The sequence below is a fragment of the Hymenobacter fastidiosus genome, assembly GCF_039539565.1.
Taxonomy (GTDB): domain Bacteria; phylum Bacteroidota; class Bacteroidia; order Cytophagales; family Hymenobacteraceae; genus Hymenobacter; species Hymenobacter fastidiosus.
Genome location: NZ_BAABDJ010000014.1, coordinates 44,492 through 58,469, shown reverse-complemented (window position 1 = coordinate 58,469; position 13,978 = coordinate 44,492). Strand labels below are relative to the sequence as shown.

The 13,978-nt window shown below is 60.8% G+C and carries 13 protein-coding genes; 6 read left to right on the top strand and 7 right to left on the bottom strand.

The window, feature by feature from the left end; genetic code table 11:
- Nucleotides 1-128: 128 nt before the first annotated feature.
- Complete coding sequence (locus tag ABD833_RS08785; protein WP_345072400.1) at nucleotides 129-599, bottom strand: hypothetical protein; 471 nt, start codon at nucleotides 597-599, stop codon at nucleotides 129-131.
- 377 nt (nucleotides 600-976) lie between these two features.
- Here ABD833_RS08785 and ABD833_RS08780 point away from each other — a divergent pair, with 377 nt between their 5' ends.
- On the top strand, nucleotides 977-3,250 hold the full coding sequence (locus tag ABD833_RS08780) for a heavy metal translocating P-type ATPase (RefSeq protein ID WP_345072398.1): 2,274 nt from the start codon (nucleotides 977-979) through the stop codon (nucleotides 3,248-3,250).
- Between the two features lie 87 nt (nucleotides 3,251-3,337).
- Nucleotides 3,338-3,715 carry a cupredoxin domain-containing protein gene (locus tag ABD833_RS08775; protein WP_345072397.1) on the top strand — a complete coding sequence of 126 codons (378 nt, stop codon included), beginning with the start codon at nucleotides 3,338-3,340 and terminating at the stop codon, nucleotides 3,713-3,715.
- Between the two features lie 1,348 nt (nucleotides 3,716-5,063).
- Here the strand turns inward: ABD833_RS08775 and ABD833_RS08770 are convergent.
- Both ABD833_RS08770 and ABD833_RS08765 read right to left on the bottom strand, forming a co-directional pair.
- Nucleotides 5,064-6,227 carry a zinc-dependent alcohol dehydrogenase gene (locus ABD833_RS08770; protein WP_345072396.1) on the bottom strand — a complete coding sequence of 388 codons (1,164 nt, stop codon included), beginning with the start codon at nucleotides 6,225-6,227 and terminating at the stop codon, nucleotides 5,064-5,066.
- 254 nt (nucleotides 6,228-6,481) lie between these two features.
- A complete protein-coding gene (locus ABD833_RS08765) occupies nucleotides 6,482-7,204 on the bottom strand; it encodes a hypothetical protein (RefSeq protein WP_345072395.1) in 723 nt (240 codons plus the stop codon).
- On the opposite strand from ABD833_RS08765, the gene ABD833_RS08760 reads away from it, so the two are divergent.
- Nucleotides 7,197-7,424 (top strand): hypothetical protein, encoded by a 228-nt coding sequence (locus ABD833_RS08760; protein WP_345072394.1) that lies wholly within the window; start codon nucleotides 7,197-7,199, stop codon nucleotides 7,422-7,424. The two genes, ABD833_RS08765 and ABD833_RS08760, sit on opposite strands and share 8 nt — an antisense overlap.
- A 24-nt stretch (nucleotides 7,425-7,448) precedes the next feature.
- Here the strand turns inward: ABD833_RS08760 and ABD833_RS08755 are convergent, their stop codons facing one another.
- A complete protein-coding gene (locus tag ABD833_RS08755) occupies nucleotides 7,449-8,237 on the bottom strand; it encodes a UDP-2,3-diacylglucosamine diphosphatase (protein WP_345072392.1) in 789 nt (262 codons plus the stop codon).
- Nucleotides 8,209-8,865 carry a LutC/YkgG family protein gene (locus ABD833_RS08750; protein WP_345072390.1) on the bottom strand — a complete coding sequence of 219 codons (657 nt, stop codon included), beginning with the start codon at nucleotides 8,863-8,865 and terminating at the stop codon, nucleotides 8,209-8,211. The genes ABD833_RS08755 and ABD833_RS08750 overlap by 29 nt, the downstream gene beginning before the upstream one ends.
- Before the next feature lie 164 nt (nucleotides 8,866-9,029).
- On the opposite strand from ABD833_RS08750, the gene ABD833_RS08745 reads away from it, so the two are divergent.
- Nucleotides 9,030-9,467 (top strand): hypothetical protein, encoded by a 438-nt coding sequence (locus ABD833_RS08745; RefSeq protein ID WP_345072389.1) that lies wholly within the window; start codon nucleotides 9,030-9,032, stop codon nucleotides 9,465-9,467.
- A gap of 99 nt (nucleotides 9,468-9,566) precedes the next feature.
- Here the strand turns inward: ABD833_RS08745 and ftsH are convergent, their stop codons facing one another.
- Nucleotides 9,567-11,684 (bottom strand): ATP-dependent zinc metalloprotease FtsH, encoded by a 2,118-nt coding sequence (gene ftsH / locus ABD833_RS08740; RefSeq protein WP_345072387.1) that lies wholly within the window; start codon nucleotides 11,682-11,684, stop codon nucleotides 9,567-9,569.
- 81 nt (nucleotides 11,685-11,765) lie between these two features.
- The gene (rsfS, locus tag ABD833_RS08735; RefSeq protein ID WP_345072386.1) at nucleotides 11,766-12,152 is read right to left on the bottom strand and encodes a ribosome silencing factor; all 387 of its coding nucleotides are present in this window, start codon (nucleotides 12,150-12,152) and stop codon (nucleotides 11,766-11,768) included.
- A gap of 92 nt (nucleotides 12,153-12,244) precedes the next feature.
- On the opposite strand from rsfS, the gene ABD833_RS08730 reads away from it, so the two are divergent.
- Nucleotides 12,245-12,958, top strand: coding sequence for a biotin--[acetyl-CoA-carboxylase] ligase (locus ABD833_RS08730; protein ID WP_345072384.1), 714 nt, complete (start codon nucleotides 12,245-12,247; stop codon nucleotides 12,956-12,958).
- 261 nt (nucleotides 12,959-13,219) lie between these two features.
- Entirely contained in the window at nucleotides 13,220-13,879 is a 660-nt protein-coding gene (locus ABD833_RS08725; protein WP_345072382.1) for a T9SS type A sorting domain-containing protein, read from the top strand.
- Nucleotides 13,880-13,978 lie beyond the last annotated feature (99 nt).

The window sequence follows — 13,978 nt, the reverse complement described above, 5'->3', positions numbered from 1 at the left end:
TTGTTGGCGGCAGTAAGCCAGGAAAAAAGGAAGGCGGTGGGCCGGGATGCCGGGTGGACGCGCCAACGAAAAGGCCCGCCCGGACATAGCATAGCTATGCCGGGGCGAGCCTCAGCGCGTCAGCAGAATCAGACCGTCAGGGACTGAATAAAAATCCGGATGTCGGGTATTTTGGGCGGCAGATGCTCCCGGAGCACCAGCACTACCGCGTTGGTCCGGTCCCACCGGCCCGCGGCAGACCGGAAGCAGAACTCCGCGGCCTCCGGCAACAAGGCCGAGGCGGGCGTAAAAACCTGCTTGTCGACCGGGGTCGTCAGCGAGGAAAGCAGCGAAGCCGACTTGTCCTTGCAGCAGTCGTGCTTACTGGTTGACTGGTGGGAGGCAGCGGCCCGGGCTTTGGCCGGGCTGGCCACTTTGCTATGACCTGCGCAGCCCGGGTGCGCAGGCTTAGCCAGGGCAGCGGATGTGGCCCGCGCCAGGCTCATTGCCGACGGGGGAGTAAGCGTAGCGCAGTAGCACTGGCCCACGAACACGTTGACGAAGACGACCAGAAAGGTCGTCGCCAGCAAGCGTCGGAAAGGGAACAGGCTACGGAACATGACAAAGAGTAAGCAGCGGCAAAAGTAGGCTTCTCCCCGAAAGGAAAAGCCAAATTCTTTACTGAATTTTCGGCTAAAGGGTTCCACCCTGGATTATCCGTCACTTCAACCGGCAAGCTAAAGCCAGCTAAACAGTGCCCGGCGGGGCGTATGAGCGGAGAATCACGGGTGCGCGGCCTAGCGGTCCACCGCCAAATTATGCAACTGCAGGGCGTGATTCTATAAGGCCGGTGCCGGGGGCTGGTGCAAATTATGCAAGTCTAAGGAAGGATTCCGTACCAACTCCGCGGCCGGATAGCCGTTCCTTTGCACTGGTCTTCCCGAAGCCGGAGCAGACTACGAACAGGGCCGGAATTCCGGCCTACGCAATTACAGCTATGGAACCATCCTCCAAAACCGAGACCCTCGACATCGCAGGCATGACCTGCGCTTCGTGCGCGTCCTTCGTCGAGAAGTCCCTTACCCGCACGCCCGGCGTGCAGCGGGCCGTGGTCAACTTCGCCACCGAAAAAGCTACCATCGACTACCTGCCGGCCCAGACGAACCCGGCCACGCTGAAGGCCGCCGTGGTCAACGCGGGCTACGGCGTTACGGAGCGCGCCCCCGACACCAGCGCGGCCGAGCGGAGCGCCGAAATCGACCGGCAGAAAGCCCTGGCCTACCTCAAGCTTAAGCGCCGCTTCCGGGTGGCCGCGGGGCTGGCGGTTATCATCATGCCCCTGAGCATGCTCATGCTCTGGCCCGCGATGATGGCGCGCATCAACATGCAATGGCTCAATTACGGCTTACTGGCACTCACGCTGCCGGTGCTGCTGTATAGCGGCCGGGAGTTCTACACCTCGGCCTGGAACGGCTTCAGGCACCGGGCCGCCAACATGGATACGCTTATTGCCGTGGGTACCGGCGCGGCCTTCCTCTACAGTTTGGCGGCTACCGTGGTGCCCGGCTTCTTCACCAGCCGCGGGCTGCTGCCGGAAGTGTACTACGATACCACGGCCACTATTATTGCCCTGATTCTGCTGGGCAAGGTGCTGGAGCTGCGCGCCAAAACCCAGACTTCCGCGGCCATGAAATCCCTGATGGGCCTGCAGGCCAGGACGGCCCGGGTGGTGCGCCCCGGCGGCCAGGAAGTGGATGTGCCCATCGAGCAGGTGCAGCTCAACGACATCATCGTGGTGCGCCCCGGCGAGAAAGTTGCCACCGATGGTCTGATCGAGGAAGGCCACTCGGCCGTGGATGAGGCCATGCTCACCGGCGAAAGCCTGCCGGTGGAGAAAAAAGCCGGTGACCCGGTATTCGGCGCCACCCTGAATAAGACGGGCTCCTTCCGCTTCCGCGTAACCAAAGTAGGGGCTGACACCATGCTCGCGCAGATTGTGAAGCTGGTGGAAGATGCCCAGGGTAGCCGCGCGCCCATTCAGCGGCTCGCCGATAAGGTCAGCGCCATTTTCGTGCCCACGGTGGTCGTCATTGCCATCCTCACGTTTGTGCTCTGGTTCAATTTAGCTCCCGTAGAATCCCGCCTGCCGCTGGCTTTGGTCAACTTCGTGGCCGTACTCATCATTGCCTGCCCCTGCGCGCTGGGCCTGGCCACGCCCACGGCCATCATGGTTAGCACCGGTAAGGGGGCCGAGCACGGGGTGCTGATTCGCAATGCCGAGGCGCTGGAAAAAGCGTACCAGGTGAATACCGTGCTGCTGGACAAAACCGGTACCATCACCCGGGGTGAGCCCGCCGTCACGGACTTCGTGCCCATGGCCGGCCAGGCTGCGGGACTGCTGCTGCAGCTGGTAGCGGCCGTAGAGCGGCAGTCGGAGCACCCGCTGGCCGAAGCCGTGGTCCGGTACGCCGACGCCCGACAGGTAGCGGCCGTGCCGGCCACTGATTTCCGGGCTCTGGAGGGAAAAGGCGCAGGGGCAACGGTCAACGGCGAGCCCGTATTTATCGGCAACCGCCGGCTTTTAACCGAGGCCGGCGTCACGCTGAATCCCGACTTCACGGCCCAGGCCGAAGCACTGCTGGCCCAGGCCAAAACCGTGCTCTACGTGGCCGTGGCCGGACGAGCCGTGGGCCTTATCGGCGTGGCTGATACCGTGCGCGACACCTCGGCGGCGGCCATCAGGCGGCTGCAGAGCATGGGCATCGAAGTCGTGCTGATGACCGGCGACAACCCCCAAACCGCCGCTCAGGTGGCGCAGCTGGTTGGCATCACGCGCTACTTCGCCGAAGTCCTGCCCCAGGACAAGGCCGGTAAGGTGAAGGAGCTGCAGGCCGAAGGGCGTACCGTGGCCATGGTCGGCGACGGCATCAACGACGCGCCGGCGCTGGCCCAGGCCGACATCGGCCTGGCCATGGGCGGCGGCACCGACGTGGCTATGGAAGCCGCCGGCATCACCCTCATGCGCTCCGACCTGCAGGGTGTGGTCACGGCCATTGAGCTGTCGCGCCAGACCATCCGCACCATCAGGCAGAACCTGTTTTTTGCTTTCCTCTATAATACGCTGGGCATTCCGGTGGCCGCCGGGCTGCTGTACCCCTTCTTCGGGCTGCTGCTCTCGCCCATGCTGGCGGCGGGGGCTATGGCCCTGAGCTCCGTCTCCGTCCTCACCAACTCGTTGCGCCTTAGGAGCTTCACTCCAAGCAAAAACTAAGAATTGCTCGTCAGAACCGCCTTACCGCGGAAACCATTGGCCAGCTTTTGATTGAATTCTTACTTTTTACTCCTCAACTCCTTTTTCATGGATACCACCGAAATCATTGTCACGCTGACCGGGCTGGCCCTTTCGGCCTTTGTCATCTGGTACTTCTTTTTCTCGGCCCGCCAAACGACCAGCGCCGTGTCCGGTTCCAGCGGCGTGCAGGAAGTCGACATCACCGTGAAGGGCGGGTACTCGCCCGACGTGATTGAGGTGGAGCGCGGCAAGCCCGTGCGGCTGAGCTTCTACCGCGACGAGGAAAACAGCTGCTCCGAGGAGCTGCTGCTGCCGGACTTCAGCATCCGCCGCGACCTGCCGGCTTTCAAAACCACCCTGGTGGAGCTACTGCCCCAGCAGGCGGGCACCTTCCCGTTCACCTGCGGTATGGGCATGCTGCGCGGCAGCCTGATCGTCAAATAGAAAACCTCAACCATCAGATAATCACCACCCGGCACGGCAGGCAGCGGCCGTTGACGGTGCGGATACGCAGCCTATACCAGCCCTTTCTGAGGGGGCGGGTATCAAACTGCTTCACCTGTCCTTCTTCAGTAGCCTCCTTCGGCAGCCTCCCCGACCAGCTGCCCTACCGCGTCGTAGAGCCGCACGTGCAGCGGACCACCTTCCCCTGAATCACCTGTAGCGGCTCCCCCGCTGCCACGGGATTCGGATAAAGCTGCAAATCGTCGGCGGCCACGTACTGGACGCTTTCGGACTGGCTGTAGATTCTTCGACAGCTTGAACTGCCCGGTCAGGTTGGCTACGCCAGCCAGGCCCGATACAGGCCCTCAGGACTGGCCTGAGCACCCGCGTTACCCGATGAAGAGACGTGGAGTAGGGCGGGAAACCGGCGGGTCTGCTGGTCGTAGGCCCGGGACTCGAGGCCGTAGAAGTTTTCAATACCAACGCCATACGCGTGATTCGGCACCGCAATGCCGGCCTGCAGCAGCTGGGCGAAATCGGAGGTAGCCCCCTGGGCCTGCCAGGCCCCCCCCGGCCGGTCGGCTCCGTATTGCCCGCCCCGGCGACGATGGTAGCCATGGTCGTGGCATGAATGGCCGCCGGGCCGGGAATGGCCCCGGCGTTGAGCACCCGGCCCCGCAGGTCGAGGTCAGCCGGATCGAAAGGGTTTTCCTTGGTGGAAACTGCCCGGCCCGGCGGGGCAACTGCCGGTGCAGCGACGTCACCCGATTGGTAGCCAGGTTGTGGCCCACCATCTGCCGCTCTTCGTGCGCGGCCCGGTTGGGCCCGTCCACAAATTTCACCCACGGGCAGGCCCGTCGCCGCCGCCGCGGGCCCCCCGTTACGCCGCTGATGTTCACCAGCATCCGGTCGGCGGAGGGGCTACTGACTGTCAGCCCGGGCAGGGCCTGCCGAACCCAGGCGTCAAAGTCCGGCCGGCTGAACACCTGCACCCGAAAAGAATACGAGTGGGCATCGGCCGCCCCGATGCGACGAACCGCCGGGGCGGCTTTGCTTGCGGAGCTGCTTTTCTCCAGGCCCGGGCCCCGGCTCCGGCCTACCGTGGCCAAAGAGCTGCCACCCACCGCCGGCACCACCAGCACCCCACGACAAGAGCCCAACCCGCAAAAACGCACCATCAACCAGGAGGGTAGACTTCCGGGAATACTCGTCGGCATACGCCTGATGGGCGAAAGACAAAAGAAAGGCCTGTTGGCCGAGCCGAAGGTTGACTACCCGGCGGGCGGCACTCAAAAAAGCACGACCTGCCCGGGGCAGGTCGTGCTGGAAACACTACCCATAAGCCCGGCTAGGGCTTGAGCACCACCTTCACGCAGTCTTCCTTCTTGTTACGAAAAATGTCGTAGCCGTGGACCGCTTCGGCCAGCGGCAGGCGGTGGGTGATGATATCGTCGAGCTTTACCTTACCCTCCACCACGTATTGCAGCAGCTTGTCGATATGCTTTTGCGCCGGAGCCTGTCCGCCGCGGATCGTAATGCCTTTATCGAAGAACTGATGCACAGGGAAATTGTCGAAAGGCGTGCTGTACACGCCCAGCACCGTTACTACTCCCCCACGGCGCACGGCGCTCATGCAGGTGGTAAGCACTTTGTCAGAGCCTTTTTCGAAGTTGATAACGGCCTTGGCCCGGTCCAGCAGATCCCGGTCGGGCTCAAAGCCGACGCACTCCACGCACACATCCGCGCCCCGGCCCTCGGTCATGGCCCGGATCTGCTCCACTACGCTCTTGGCCCCGTCCCAGAGGATGGTTTCCACGCTGGCCGTCGCTTTAGCCTTGTCGAGGCGGTACTGTAGCGTATCAATAATCACTACCCGCGCTGCCCCGCGCAGCCAGGCCGATTTGGCGGCCATAATCCCCACCGGGCCCGCGCCGAAAATAGCAATGGATTCGCCGCCTTTCACGTCGGCCCAGTCGATGCCCGAGTAGCCGGTCGGGAAAATATCGGTCAGGAACAGGGCCTGCTCATCGGTAAGCGAGTCGGGAATAACGCGGGGACCGTAGTCGGCGTAGGGTACGCGCACATACTCGGCCTGTCCGCCGTTGTAGCCGCCGTAAATATCGGTATACCCAAACAGGGCCCCCCCTTTCTCCGTCAGCAGCCCGCCTTCGGGACCGTAGTGGTCGGGGTTGGAGTTTTCGCAGTGGCCGGGCAGCTCGTGGTTGCAGAAAAAGCAGGTGCCGCAGGCAATGGGAAAGGGCACCACCACCCGGTCGCCGACTTTGAGCTTACCTCCTACGCCCTTACCCACTTCTTCTACGATACCCATGAACTCGTGCCCAAGCACCATGGGCCGGGGCTGGGGAATACTGCCATTGTAAATATGCAGGTCGGAGCCGCAGATAGCCGTGCTGGTAACGCGGATGATGGCGTCACGCGCCTCTTCGATTTTGGGGTCATCGACGGTGTCGACGCGGACATCTTTCATGCCGTGATACACGAGTGCTTTCATCAGAATCAGGAGGTAATGGTGGAAGATCAGACGGCAGAGCAACGGCGACCCGCAAGGCTCCGGTTACAAAAGCTAACGACGTCTGGCCTGCTTGGTTGCTACCGTTCAGCTCAGCCCAACCCCTGGCCAGAGCAGGGTCAACCGATGATTAGCGGACCACCCGAAACGGGAAATCTCCTGCCCGGCATGCGGCCGACAGGAGATTTCACCAGCCGGTATTCCGGCCACCACTAGTTGATTGCGTCGCGGGCAGGCTACATCTTATACACCAGAATACTGCCGGCAGTCAGCACGTAAGCATACTGCTCGCCGAACAGCACCTGCCGTACCGGCGCAGCCGCAAGGGCGAGGGTGCGCTCGGTGAAGGTATAGAGGTGAAAGAAGTGGACCGTACTATCGGTCAGGTAATACAGCTCATCGCCGCGGAAGCCAATCGTAGTCAGCCCGGTGAAAGGCAGCTTTTTACGGTAGTTCCCGAGGTTGTCGAACACGAAGATGCCACTGGTGCGGTCAACCAGATAAAGGTTGTTCTGATACTGGCGCAGAAAGCGGAAATCGGGCCTGGACCGGCCAATAATCAGATCCAGCGGGGTACTCAGCGTCAGCCGCTGGGGCGTAGGATCGAACTGGCGCAGGGTCAGGTCACTTTCGTTGAAAAGCCAGAGCCGGTCATCGGGCGCCAGCGTGGCAGCACGAATCTGCCCATCGATAAAATCGGGGAGCCGTACCTCGGTGAGGGGAGCCAGGAACCGGTCGAGCAGCACAATCTGCTGACGGTCGTCGTAGAAAACCAGAATTTTGGCGGTATTCCAGGCTTCAATCTGAGCCGTGTGGCCCGGCTGGGGTGGCGAGTACACGTTAAGCGCCTGCCCATCGGCCCCATACTGGTGAATGTTATCTTGCTCGTCGGCGACGTACAGATTACCCCGCCGGTCCAGGGAGGCGGCTCCGGGCTGGGCGAGCTTGATTGTGCGCATCAACGTCCAGCCGTTTGCATCGCCGGCCTCGGCGCCGGGCGTGGACTTGCCGGCGACGGGCGTGGAGGTTACCGGGGCCAAAGTAGCTGCCGGCGCTACCGAGCCCGCGGCCGGCACGGTGGTCTGGGCCCAGGCGTTTAGCAGGGAGAAGGCCGATATGAGAACGGAGCACAGCAGAAGCCGCAGCCCCCGGCCCGGCAGCCCGCGCCCGGAGTTCTGAGGGCTCCCCTCCGAGCGCTCAGCTCTACTGCTGCTCAAAATGCCGCAAAGCCAGTTCGTGTCCATCGTATTCGGCGTAGGAGCAATAATTGACCCACTCCCCCAGGTTCACGTAGCGGCTGCCCGGAGCCACTTCCACGTTCAGAGGCAGGTGGCGGTGGCCGAACACGTAGAAATCGTGGTGGTGGCGCTGCTCCAGTTCCCGGCAGTAAACGAGCAGCCATTCGTCGTCGCCGAAGTACTGCTCGTCGGCAACCGTATTCTGAATGCGGCTCCGACGGCTCCAGGCGTTGGCCAGCCCGATGCCGAAGTTGGGATGCAGCCGCGCAAACAGCCATTGCGCCGTTGGCGAAGCAAAAATCTGCTTCAGCACTTTGTACGTGTAGTCCTTGGGGCCCAGTCCGTCGCCGTGGCCGATATGGAATACCTGCTGGCCAATGCGCTGGCTTACCGGCTCCCGCAGAATCGGGATATTCAGCTCCTTGGTGAAGTAGTCGAACATCCACATGTCGTGGTTGCCGGTGAAGAAGCTAACCGGAATACCCGCGTCGGTGAGCTCGGCCAGCTTTCCCTGCAACCGGATGAAGCCCCGGGGAATAGCATGACGGTATTCAAACCAGAAGTCGAAAATATCGCCCACCAAATACACCGCCGCCGCATCCGGCGCAATCTGGTCGAGCCAGCGCACGATTTTCCGCTCGCGCTCCGCTGAACGCACCGCATCAGGGGCCCCGAGGTGAAAGTCCGACGCGAAATATACCTGGCGGCCGGGTGGCAGCGCAAGGTCAGGCAGTTGCTTCGGGCGCGTCGTCATCCAACAGAAACAGTGCGATGCTGCGCGGGCCATGGGCCCCCAGGACCAGCGTTTTCTCAATATCCGCCGTCCGGCTTGGGCCCGTCGTCAGGGAAATCATGGACGGCAACTTGTCGCCGTAGTGCTGTTGCATCAGCCGCAAGGCGTCGCCGATATCCGGTACAATCTGGGAAGTGCGGGCCAGCACCAAGTGCTGATCCGGATAAATACTCAGGCGGCGGCCACTGGCACTGCCCGCGCTGACCAGCACGCTGCCCGTGCGGGCCACCAGGGCTTCGCAGGTGGTCAGTCCCGCATCAGCTTTAGCTATCCAATCCGTTTCGTCGCCCACGAAACCGATACCGCCCGCGTGCAGCAGCTTTTTCAGCTCCGGCTCCCATACGTACAGGTTGTCGAGGCTCTTTTCCTGCTTGTAGGTAAAGAGCTGGTCATAGAAATGTTCTTCCGAAACACAGTAGTAAAACAGGCCCCCGCTGCGCACGAAGCTCTCGGCAAAAGCCACGGCCAGATCCGCGGTCAGGCCGGGAAACACGGGGGCCGTGAAATCAGGCGCGGCCAACGGCGCGCTCGGCGGCTGCAGTGCTTCACGGATGCGGCGAAGAATAAGGTCGCGGGATGACTCGGCCATGGAGAGTAAAGGTAGTCGTTGGCAGCTATTCACGGGAAACAGAAGCCCGGAACTTATTCCGAACTTCGGACATTTGCTCCCGGGTACCCTTCAGCCAGCCGCCACGACTTGGGTCGTGCGGGCAAGTTGGCACCTTACGGTTCAGTTCTATTCATTTTCCCCTCATGAAACATCTTATTTCTTCCGCAGCCCTGGCCTTGTCAGCGCTCCTGTTCTCGGGTTGCGCCGATAAGCCTCTACCTGCTCCTGTCGCCGCTGTTGGTCCGTTCGACATCTTTTTCGATTTCAACATGAAAGGACTCAGTGGCTCAGCTACCACCGGCAGCTTCGGCGTGGCCACCACCGAGTCGGATGCTCAGGCGGCTAAACCTACTTTGCTGGGCGGCACCATCACCTGGGCCGAAACCAACGGAGGCAAATTAGCCAAACGCTTCGTGCTGCCAAGCCGCCCCAAGGGCGAAAAGCTCTGGATATTCGTTACTACCAACCAGCCGTTGAGCTCTGGTCAGTCACTTTCCCTGGCCTGGAACACGGAGAACAATGTTTCGCTTTCCTCTTCTACGTCGGCGGTGGTAGTAAAAGAATTTACCGTCGTTAACTAGGGATTCCCGTCATCGAATCAGCTGTCAGACGCAAAAAAGCCAAGCCGTAAATCGGCTTGGCTTTTTTGCGTCTGAGAACCAGCAAACGGTTTTGCTTACTTACCCAATAGGGGTAGCGGCGTTGCCGTAGGGTACGTCAGAACGACTGGTATCGGGGGAATTATCGTTCATACCGGGCAGATCATTCTCCGGTAGGTCGTTGCTGAGCGGCACGGGATGCTCCTGCTTCAGCTCACTCAGCGTCTCACTGCGGTCGGTGCCGGCCATGTGAGCCTGATAGGAGGTCTGGGTATCGTAAGGACGCTTGCCCACGAGGCGGGTGAGGTCTTCCTGCAGCAACACTTCCTTTTCGAGTAGCTCCTTGGCAATTACCTCCAGCTCGTGGCGGCGCTCGGTAAGCAGCTCCTTGGTCCGGGTGTAAGCGTTGGCCACAATGGTGCGGACTTCCTCGTCAATCATCTGCGACGTAGCTTCCGAATAGGGCTTGGAGAAGCCGTACTCATTCTGCCCTTTCGAGTCGTAGAAGGAGATGTTACCCAGCTTGTCGTTCATGCCGTACATCGTCACGATACTGTAGGCCATCTTGGTGATGCGCTCCAGGTCGGACAAGGCCCCGGTCGAAATCTTACCGAACACCAGCTCCTCAGCGGCGCGGCCGCCCAGGGCCATGCACATCTCGTCGGTGAGCTGCTCGGTGTTGTAGAGGAACTGTTCCCGGGGCAGGTACTGCGCATAGCCCAGCGCGGCTACGCCCCGGGGGACAATACTCACCTTCACCAGCGGATCGGCGTGTTCCAGGAACCAGCCGGCAATGGCGTGGCCTGCTTCGTGGTACGCCACGATACGCTTTTCGCCGGGCGAGATAATCTTGTTCTTCTTCTCCAGGCCCCCGATCACGCGGTCAACGGCATCGGTGAAGTCCTGCATCGTCACCATCTTCTTGTCGCGGCGGGCAGCAATGAGGGCGGCTTCGTTGCAGACGTTGGCAATTTCAGCGCCGGCAAAACCAGGCGTCTGGGCGGCCAGCTTCCGGGCATCCACATCGGGGCCCAGCGTCAGCGGCTTCAGGTGCACCTCAAAGATCTGGGTGCGGCCGTTGATGTCGGGCTTGTCAATGCTGATCTGCCGGTCGAACCGACCGGGACGCAGCAGGGCCGAATCCAGGGTGTCGGGGCGGTTGGTGGCGGCCAGGATGATAACCCCGGAATCGGTGCCGAAACCGTCCATTTCGACCAGCAGGGAGTTGAGCGTGTTTTCACGCTCGTCGTTGCCGCCGGGCATATTGCCGCGGGAACGGCTGCGGCCAATGGCGTCGATTTCGTCGATGAAGATGATGCAGGGAGCCTTGGCTTTGGCTTGCTTAAACAAGTCGCGCACCCGGGCCGCGCCTACTCCCACAAACATTTCCACGAAGTCGGAACCCGACAGGGAGAAGAACGGTACGTCGGCTTCACCGGCCACGGCTTTCGCCATCAGGGTCTTGCCCGTACCGGGAGGACCGACCAGCAAGGCGCCTTTCGGGATCTTACCGCCGAGGACCGTGAACTTGGAGGGGTTCTTCAGAAACTCCACGATTTCCTCGACTTCCTCCTTGGCTTCTTCCAGCCCGGCTACATCCTTAAAGGTAATCTTCACCTTGTCGCCACCTTCGAAGAGAGCAGCCCGGCTTTTACCGATGTTGAAGATCTGGCCGCCGGGGCCACCCGCGCCGCCACTCATGCGCCGGAGCAGGAACCAGAAGCCCACCATCACCAGAATCATGAAGCCCCAGGTGCCGATCAGGTCGCCGTAGCCCTGCCGCGAGTCGATGTTGAGACCTACCTGCTGGTTTTCCGGCAGGGTAGCCTGCATCTTGTCCAGGTCATCCTTGAAGGTTTTTCCATCAACCACCCGGAAGCTATACTGCGGACCGGCGTCAATGGAAAGCGGCCCCCGGCGGCTGAGCTCCGAGCTGTACTTCTCGGTTTTAGCGGCCTCCGGCTTGAGCATTACCTCTACCAAACGGTCATTAATAAGCGTCACATCACGCACGTCACCGGCGACCAGCATCTGCTTGAAGCGCTGCTGGTTGATTTCGACACTGGAACTGCTGCGGTTGAGGAAGAGCATCCCGAAGATGAACACCACCAACCCAGCCAGCACCCACATCTGCATGCTAGGCCGCGGGGCGGGCGTAGGCAGAATGGGCTTCTTCTTTTTGGGCGTTGTATCTGGCATGAAAAGGAGTTACTAAACGAATAACATAGGCGGAACACGCCGCCTGCGTAATTGTTGAAACGAACTCAGGCCCGTTTTACTTTACACGGCCGCCGCTTCTTCCGTAATGTGGCTGATTTCAGCATCGCCCCACAACTCTTCCAGGGCGTAGAACTGCCGCCGGTCGCGCAGAAACACATGCACGACCACATCAACGTAATCGAGCAGCACCCATTCCCGGTGCATCCGGCCTTCGGTCTGCCAGGGGCTCTGACCGGTAAGTTTTTCCACTTCTTCTTCCACTGAGCGCGCAATGGCGTCGATCTGCGTATCGGAAGACGCGGAGCAGATGACGAAATAGTCGGCTACCGCGTTTTTGAGGTCTTTCAGATTGAGCACTACGATATCAGCCGCTTTTTTTTCCTGCATGCCGCGTACTACGATGTCTGCCAATCTGTCTGAATCCTGCCGAACCAGGGTACTTTTCATAGGGTATTGTTAGGTTTGAAGTCACAAAGTAAGAAAAACAGGTGGAGGCACTATCCCCCCAAACGCTCTTCACGGGCCAGCAAATCATCTGGTTGCCCGAATGTACCTCGACCAATGCCGAGGCGCAGGCCCTCCTAGTCAAAAACAGCGCCACCGACGGCTGTACCGTCATAACCGACAAACAAACGGCGGGCCGCGGACAGCGGGGCAACCGTTGGGAAGCAGCTCCCGGCGAGAACCTGACGCTGACAGTCGTTTGGAAGCCCACGTTTCTGGCCCCCACCGACCAGTTTCAGCTTAGTCAGGCCGTCGCCCTGGGCGTGCTCGACTGGGCCCGGCAGGTGCTGGGTGCCGCCGAAAGCCTGCGGGTGAAGTGGCCCAACGACATTTTTTATGGCGCCCAAAAATTAGGGGGTATCCTGATCGAAAACACGCTCAGCGGCCCGAAGATTCAATACAGTATTGTTGGCATTGGGCTGAACGTAAACCAGCAGGAATTCGCAGTGCCCACCGCCACCTCGGTAGCCCGACTCACGGGGCACATTTATGCCCTGCCCGCGCAGGCGACTCGCCTGCTTGAGTGCCTGGAGCGCCGCTATCTGCAGCTACGCGCCGGACGCCTGGCCCAGCTCCGCTACGACTATCTGCAGGTATTATACCGCTACCAGGAACGCCACGAATACGAAGTGGCCGGCCAGAAGGTGTGGGGGCAGATTGTGGGCGTAGACGAAACCGGCCGGCTGGCCGTCGAAATCGAAGGCCAGCTGCACACCTTCGGACTACAGGAAATCCGATATATCCATTAAATAAAATATATATCATTGGTGGTGGCAACTTTTTACCCGTACCCCACGAGTGAGAGCCAGCGGGGAAGTCAGCGGGAATTAAACCCGGGCGCAACCCTTTGGTCTGAACCAGCATCTTTACCCGGGGCAGTTTCGGGCACGGTGCTTGTCTGGGCTGAGGCAGCCGGCGGCTCCAGATGCTTCCCTGGTTTACTTTAGCTGCTTCCCCTGCTCTGTCAACCCAAACCGCCGGATCGGCGGTTGCCACAACGACTGAATGCCATGAAAATCTCTACTCGTCTTTTGCTGGTGTGGGCGCTGATGCTCATTCAGTTATCTGCTTTAGCGGCCACGTTTGTGGTGCGCGTAGGCGTCACGGTAAACGGAAACCCCAACAACTTCTCCCCTGAAACCGTCACCATCAATCCCGGCGACCAGGTGCGCTGGGAATGGGTTTCCGGCTCGCATCCTTCCGTAGCTGACGACGGAACGTCGTTTGGAGCGTTCAACGTAACGGCTGCTAACCCTACGGCCTCCAGAGGGCCGTTCAATACGCTGGGTACCATCACCTACCATTGCCAGCCGCACTCCTTCCAGGCTACACCCGGCGGGCCCTGGCAGGGAATGATAGGCCGGATTGTAGTAACCAACGCGCCGCTGGCTGCGCTGGACTCAAAAACCGCCGCCGTGGGTTTGAGCGTGTACCCCAACCCGAGCCGGGGGATGGTGATGGTGTCGCTGGGCCAGAAACCCGGGCAGGACTACAAGCTGCGCCTGAGCAACCTGATTGGCCGCGAAGTGCGCACCGTGACGCTGAAACCCGACTTTTCCGGCGACGCCGTGCCCGTCAACCTGTCGGATCTGCCCTCGGGCATTTACTTCTACAGCCTGCTGGCCAACGACAAAGTCCTGACCACCAAACGCCTGATCCTCCAGAATTAGCGCTTCTCCCTGTACCGGGTTTCAGAAAAAAGCAGCCGCACCTTCCGGCTGCTTTTTTCGTGTCCTGGGCACGCGGATGCGGTATTTCTCCGTTTACGC